Annotated in this window: 5 protein-coding genes; 2 read left to right on the top strand and 3 right to left on the bottom strand. The window is 55.1% G+C overall.

The genetic code is table 11. The features are described 5' to 3' along the window. A partial coding sequence (locus ACTG3T_RS03290) for a carotenoid oxygenase family protein (RefSeq protein WP_439100841.1) occupies window positions 1-1,340 on the top strand: 1,340 nt, incomplete at its 5' end. Window positions 1,341-1,361: 21 nt separating this feature from the next. Here the strand turns inward: ACTG3T_RS03290 and ACTG3T_RS03285 are convergent. Next, the gene (locus tag ACTG3T_RS03285) at window positions 1,362-2,291 is read right to left on the bottom strand and encodes a winged helix-turn-helix transcriptional regulator (protein ID WP_439100840.1); all 930 of its coding nucleotides are present in this window, start codon (window positions 2,289-2,291) and stop codon (window positions 1,362-1,364) included. A 183-nt stretch (window positions 2,292-2,474) separates the two neighbouring features. On the opposite strand from ACTG3T_RS03285, the gene ACTG3T_RS03280 reads away from it, so the two are divergent. Further along, a complete protein-coding gene (locus ACTG3T_RS03280) occupies window positions 2,475-3,011 on the top strand; it encodes a GNAT family N-acetyltransferase (protein ID WP_439100839.1) in 537 nt (178 codons plus the stop codon). Between the two features lie 136 nt (window positions 3,012-3,147). On the opposite strand, the gene ACTG3T_RS03275 is transcribed toward ACTG3T_RS03280, so the two are convergent. Together ACTG3T_RS03275 and ACTG3T_RS03270 are read right to left on the bottom strand one after the other, a co-directional pair. Continuing rightward, entirely contained in the window at window positions 3,148-4,863 is a 1,716-nt protein-coding gene (locus ACTG3T_RS03275; RefSeq protein WP_439100838.1) for an N-acyl-D-amino-acid deacylase family protein, read from the bottom strand. A 52-nt stretch (window positions 4,864-4,915) separates the two neighbouring features. Continuing rightward, window positions 4,916-7,312, bottom strand: a complete 2,397-nt coding sequence (locus ACTG3T_RS03270) for a Tex family protein (protein ID WP_439100842.1) — start codon at window positions 7,310-7,312, stop codon at window positions 4,916-4,918. Between the last annotated feature and the right edge of the window lie 6 nt (window positions 7,313-7,318).

The raw sequence follows: 7,318 nt of genomic DNA, 5'->3' as shown, positions 1-7,318 counted from the left end.
TTCCCAGTGACCTCAATGGCGTATACCTGCGCAATGGCCCCAATCCGCGCTTTGAACCCAAGGGGGCGCATCACGTCTTTGATGGCGACGGAATGATCCATGCCGGCGAGTTTCGCAATGGGCAGTTCACTTATCGCAATCGCTACATTCAAACCAAAGATTCACTGAAGAACCTCGATGCGGGAGAGGAGACTTTCTGGGGGGTGCGCAATTCAGAAAAGGGCAGTGCCGATAAACCCATGGCGGACGTGTCCAATACAGACGTTATTGGTCATGGCGGCAAAGCGCTCACCAGCTGGTACCTCGCAGGCATTCCCCATATCGTGGACCCCGTTACCCTGGAAACCGTTAGAGCTGCACCGGAGTACGTAAGTGGGCTGGGGAATGGCATGTCAGCGCACCCCAAGGTGGACGAGAATACCGGCGACCTTATGTACTTTGACTACTACACCGAAAAACCGCACATGAGCTATGGGGTCGTTAACAAGGCAGGCGAACTGGTGCATCACATACCTATCGAACTGCCCGGCGATCGCCTCATGCACGACATGGGTATTACGGAAAACTACTCCATTCTCCATGATGTGCCGGTCTACCACGACGAAGAGGCGCTTAAAGCCGGACGACACAAGATTGTGTTCAACAGCGACCTCAAAATGCGCTTTGGGGTCATCCCCCGGTATGGTGCCCCGCAGGATATCCAGTGGTTTGAGTTTTCCTCCTGCTTTTTGTACCACGTGGTCAATTGCTGGGAAGAGGGTGACGAAGTGATCCAGATTGCCTGTCGCTATATGCCCGCGCAAAAACCCGACGGCAGCATTGATGAGGACCGTACGGCAAAAATGATTGGCGGCCTCATGATGGATGCACGGCTCTGGCGCTACAGCATGAACCTGAAAACCGGTGAAACAAAAGAGCAGTGCCTAAACCCTGATTACAACGTTGAGTTCCCTAGCTATAACAGCGCGATGACCGGCAGGTCCACGCGCTGGGGATATTTCATCGACCATCACCCCACGGACTTTCGCTGGGTAGGCGTTCGCAAGATGGACCTGGAAACCGGCAAAAGTGCCGGCGCCTGGTCAGACGACGTCGATCATTGCTGGTACAGCGAACCGTGGTTTGCGCCGGCAGATAACCCCACAAGCGAGGATCACGGATACCTGGTGGTGTTCTGCTGGAATGACGATACCGAGGTGCAGGAATTACAGGTGTTTGACGCGCAGAAGATCGACAACGGCCCCGTGGCTCGAGTCAAGATACCCCGTCGTATTCCTTTGGGCTTTCACGGCTGCTGGATGAAACCCGGTCAGATAGAGAGCTGGGAGAACGCGGCCTAAGCCCACAGAGCTACGCCGACCTCAATGCGCCACTAGCTCGTAGTGGGTGTCATGGGGCTGTACTTTTTTGTCACAGGCAGAACAGGCCATCTCTATTTCGAGCGGGCGTCCACAAAGTGTGTGGGTAAGGAGTAGCGGGGGGCCTTCCGCGGCCGGAAGCCATTTATCACCCCATTCAAGTAGGGCCAAAATGATGGGATAGATGTCCCGACCTTTTTCTGTCAGTTTGTATTCGATCTTTCGTGTATCGCCGGGTACGCTCTCCGCGTAAATAACAGCTTTTTCGCAGAGCTCTGAAAGACGCTCCGACAGAATATTCGTTGCCATGGCGCTGTCTTCCAGAATTCCCTGGAACTGATGAATACCGACGAACATCGAACGTAAAATTAATGTCGACCAACGATCCCCCACAATCCGCACCACATCGTCCATCAACTGATTCTCAGGCACCGCACTCTGCCGGCGCCGTCGGCTGTAGTCTGACTCGGTAACGCCTTCTCCGGGACCTACAGCCCAGCTGACATCTAGGGGAGTGATGACCGCCCTGCAAGATTTACAAACCGGCCGGGGTTCCGTGTGTTGTTCACACAGCGTGTGCGTCAGCTCAACGGACACGGCGCCGCTTTTTGCGCTCCAGTGTCGCTCCCAGTGCAGCATTGCCAACGCCATAGGGAAGAAGTCTACAAAGCGCTCGGTGCCACGGTATTCAAAACGTTTAGGACTGTCGCTGTAGGCAACTTTTACCAGGCATTCATTATTAATCAGGCGCTTGAGGCGATCGCTGACAACGGTTTTTAGCAGCCCCGTTTGCTTGCAAAACTCATCAAAGCGCCGCGCACCCAGCCAGTAGCTCTCGAGGATCAGAAGAGTAGGGGTGTCACCGATGATTTCCAGCGTGCGCCATATGGAACAGCTGCGGATTAATTTTATGTTGCTTGGGGTTTTGACCACGTTGGGTTGCAGCCCTGATATTAAAACAAGGAGTTTGGGACGTTAACGTCGATGCTTAGACTAACATCCAATCATGGCCGTCACGGCTTCAGCAGTGGAAGATACAACTTTCAGCGTGGGATACTCCTGCATTGGGCAACAACGATCTTCCGCTGACACGCGTTATCACCAAGAGGGCAAAAAGTGCAGTTTACCAACATCAGCCAATACAACAGCGAAGCAATTGTGAGCCTTTACCAAGGCACATTTACTGATTCAGAAGGTCCGGCGGAGGGTTCAGCGATAGCGTCGCTTGTGCGCCGATTGCTCGCGGATGAGGCGCGGCAATCAATCGTTGGGTTTGTAGGCGCTCAGGATCAGGAGCCGCTGGCAGCGATAATTTTCAGTCAGCTCACCTTTGATGATGGGGATGCCGGTTTATTGTTGTCTCCAGTGGCCGTGCGCACCGACAAACAGAAGCAGGGCATTGGTGGCAGTCTTATCAAGCACGGCCTCGGTGAGTTAAAGGCGCAAGGTAAGAATGTTGTATTCACCTACGGAGACCCTGCCTACTACTCGCGCTTCGGGTTCGAGGTACTGAATCACGAGCAAATCATTGCGCCTTATCCATTGTCGATGCCTCAGGGTTGGCAAGGATTGTCACTCAAGGGTGAAGATGTCGCGGAGGTTCAGGGACGTGTGCGTTGTGTGGAGGCCTTTCAAGATCCGTCTCTCTGGTGATATGAGATATCGAGTGTACCCATGACAGAATTCATGAAAGTCTTGTAGAGCTCCTCACACCAACTTACTCATAACTGCGCATAATACATATTATGTTAAATTATATATGGATGACGATACAGGAACAGCTGAACTCCTATCTCTCCCCATCGCTTCGTTTGTGTATTCCGAGCTCGTAACCGCGGCCACGCACCGCTCTGCCAGGAGACGCTCCCGTGTGCGCACCATCAGCAACTACAGGCACACCATTGACGAAAACATGCTCTATACCAATGGAATAAACGTGCGGCTTGTCAAAAGTTGCTCTGTCGCTAATCACAGCAGGATCAAACACGACTAGGTCCGCAAAGAACCCATCCGCGATAAGGCCACGCTCCGATATCCCTAAAACACTCGCCGGTAGCGCCGTGAGGCGCCTCACAGCTTCTTCGAGGCTGATAACCCGCTCATCGCGCACGTAGCGACCCAGCAAACGCGCGACATTGCCATAAGTACGTGGATGCGCGGCCTGCTCCAAATTCTCTCCTTCGGCCGCCATAGCCCGTGCATCAGAGCCGAACATCATCCAGGGCTGTTGTATCTGCGCTCTCAGGTTTTCTTCGTTCATCAGAAAGTAAACGGTGTCGACTCTGGAGCCATCGGCAATCACCAGATCGATAATCGTGTCTCGGGGATCCTGACCCCGAAGCTCAGCCACTTCAGCAACGGTTTTGCCTAAATATTGCTGTAGTTCAGGGTTTCTGAATCCGATGAGCAACATTCCCTCAGGACCTGCAAAATAGCCCAGGTTCTCCCAGTCATTGGCGTTTTCGGCCATTTCAGCCTTCACGCGCTTTCGAATGTCCGGGTCGCGAAGCCGCTCCGCCCACATTTCGTAGCCTCCCGCCTGCACCCAGGTGGGCATCGCGGCGTCCAGACCTGTGGCTCCAGCTGTGTAGGTATACATGTCAGCAGACACATCATGACCCGACGCGCCGTAGGAGTTGATTCGATCAATGGCTTCCGCCATTTTGGGCCAATTGGGCGTGCCGCCCGCTTTCAAATGGTGGATCTTTACGGGTATGTCCGCGGCTTTACCAATACGAAAGGTCTCTTCAATGGCCTCAAGCAGCATGTTCCCTTCACTGCGCATATGGGCGGTATAGATGCCGTCGTACCGCGCCGCCACTTTCGCCAGCTCGATAAGCTCTTCGGTATCGGCAAAGGTTCCCGGCGCATAGATCAATGCAGAAGTGAGTCCCAGCGCCCCATCGGCCATAGCCGCCGCAACTTGTTCCCGCATTGTTTCCATTTGATCTGCAGTGGGTGAGACATCACCCGCCCCAAGGACATTGGTTCGCACCGTCGCCGCTGATACGAAGGTCGCAAAATTAACGGATACACCGCTCTCCTCGACGTGCTCCAGATACTCATCGACAGTGCTCCATGGGAGCTGGTCTTCTGATACGTCTCGGCTGTGCGCTAATAACGCCCGGGTCTCGGGCGTTAAAGGACTCAGTGATATTTCGCTCAATACCTCAAAGGTAACGCCCTGAAGCACATCACTCATCGCCCTGCCATCTTCAATTAATGAAAGATGCGCGTGGCTCAACAGGTTGAAGAAACCCGGCGCAACGGCCTTGCCCTGGGCGTTGATTTCAACCGCTGCCGTGTCGTCATCCAGGTTTCCGATAAAAGTGATGCGGTCGTTTACAACGCCGATATCTGCATTAAAAGCTGCATCGCCGCTGCCGTCGTAAATTGTGCCGTGACGGATGATGAGGTCGTAGTCGGCGGCCACTGCTTCTGCGCTTTGGACGTCCACCGCAAAGGCAAAGCCCAATACCGCTATCCTCGCTAGTAACCGAACCATACCCTACCCCACTGTTGCCACGACCGCCACGACCGACTGCGCGCCTGCCTGTTTACCCACCTTGGTCGTTTTTAAGCGCTTTGGCAAACGCGTTGGCAAAGGCGCCGGCGGGCTTTTCTGGGCCCTGGGATGAGCGCCCTCTTCCGTTACCGTTGCTCTTCCCATTACCTTTACCCGAGCGGGTAGATTTATCAGTGGAGACTTTGTCATGGCGTCCGCTGGCTTTACCTGCGGGCCGGGATCGACGCTGCTCCGGTTTTTGCGCGCTGTCTTCTGCGCTGTCGTTTAAACGCATGCTCAGCCCCACACGCTTGCGTTCCACATCGATGGACATCACCTTCACCGTGACGATGTCTCCGGCCTTAGCAACGTCTCTCGGATCTTTTACAAACTTCTCTGCCATGGCCGATATGTGCACCAGGCCGTCCTGATGTACCCCGACATCCACAAATGCACCGAAACTCGTGACATTCGTTACCGTGCCCTCGAGAACCATGTCGGGCTTAAGGTCGGTGATTTTCTCGATGCCCGCCTGAAGCTTTGCGGTCTTGAATTCCGGGCGGGGATCACGGCCTGGTTTTTCCAATTCACTGAGGATGTCCTGAATTGTCGGTAGACCCACAACATCGGTGACATAATTTTCGGCATTAACGGCGCGCAAGAACGGGCGGTCGCCAATAAGACTATGAAGCTCGCGACCGTTTTGCTGCGCGATCTCCTCGACCAGGCCATAGGATTCGGGATGCACCGCGGAAGCATCCAGGGGATTGTCACCATCCATCACGCGAAGAAACCCCGCGCATTGCTGATAGGTCTTCGCCCCCATGCCAGAGACCTCCAGCAGTGCTTTACGCGTGGTGAAACGGCCTTGGCTGTCACGCAGAGCGACAATGTTTTCGGCGATGCGCTGGCTTAGGCCCGACACCCGTGTAAGTAGCGGGCCTGATGCCGTGTTGATGTCGACGCCCACAGCATTCACACAATCCTCAACCACGGCATTGAGCTGCCGTCCTAACTGCAGCTGGCTCACATCGTGCTGGTACTGTCCTACCCCGATGGACTGGGGGTCAATCTTTACCAGCTCTGCCAGAGGATCCTGCAGACGCCGTGCGATAGAAACGGCGCCGCGAATGGTCACATCCACATCCGGAAACTCTCTTGCGGCGAGCTCAGAAGCTGAGTAGATGGAGGCACCCGCCTCATTCACCACGACGCGTTGGACGGATAAATCCGGATGCTCAACCAGGGCGTCGGCCACAAAGCGGTCTGTTTCTCGACTGCCCGTACCATTACCAATACTGATCAGCTGCACCCCATGGCGCTTAACCATCGCTATGAGCGTCGACGCAGCTTCCCGAGTTTTGTTCTGCGGTGGTGTGGGATAAATCGTCGCCTGATCGATCAGTTTTCCTGTCGCGTCGACGGCGGCGACTTTGACGCCTGTTCGCAAACCCGGATCGAGGCCGATAGTGACCTTTGGCCCGGCGGGAGCCGCCAGCAGCAGGTCTTTTAAGTTGCTGGCAAAAACCTTGATAGCCTCTGCCTCCGCGTTTTCACGCAAGCGCATCAAAAGATCGCCCTGTATTTGGCTGGCCAACTTTACGGACCACGTCCAGCGCACCACCTCGGCCAGCCATTTGTCGGCGGGTCGGCCGCGGTTTTCGATCTCCCAATGCTGGGCAATCATGCTCTGACAGGGATGAATGTCAGAGCTGCTTTCCTCGGCCGTCAAGCGGATATCCAGCATCAATATGCCTTCATTGCGGCCGCGGAACATAGCCAATGCGCGGTGCGATGGGACACTGCGTAGCGCCTCGGTGTGCTCGAAGTAATCGCTGAACTTTGCGCCCTCCTTTTCCTTTTCCGGAATCACGCGGGCCGCCAGCAATCCCTCTCCCTGCTGGAACTGCCGCAGGCGGTCAAGGAGATTGGCGTCTTCTGCAAAGCGCTCCATGAGGATCTGCTTGGCGCCGTCGAGCACCGCTTTAGGGCTGTCAAAACCCTCATCAGCTTTGAGGTAGCCCTCAGCTTCGGCCTCGGGCACGAGTTCAGGGTTTGCCAGGAGTGCTTCAGCGAGAGGCTCCAGGCCGGCTTCGCGGGCAATGAGGGCTTTGGTGCGCCGTTTGGGCTTGTAGGGTAAATACAAATCCTCCAAACGGCTCTTGGTGTCCGCACCACGAATGGATGCCTCCAGTTCCGGCGTCAACTTACCCTGGTCACTGATGCTGTTGAGAATACTGTCCCGCCGCTCCCAGAGCTCACGAAGATAGCGCAGCCGCTCCTCCAGTAGACGCATCTGGGTATCATCAAGACCGCCGGTGAGTTCTTTACGATAGCGGGAAATGAAGGGCACCGTGGCACCGTCATCGAGAAGTGAAATAGCCGCTGTGGCCTGTTTTGGAGCGATGGCAAGCTCGTCTGCAATGAGTGCAGCAATGGATGCGGTCATAGAAAG

The organism is Congregibacter sp. (assembly GCF_965660375.1).
Taxonomy (GTDB): Bacteria; Pseudomonadota; Gammaproteobacteria; order Pseudomonadales; family Halieaceae; genus Congregibacter.
Note: the sequence above shows the minus strand (reverse complement) of the source record. Positions and strands in the feature narration are given on the sequence as shown.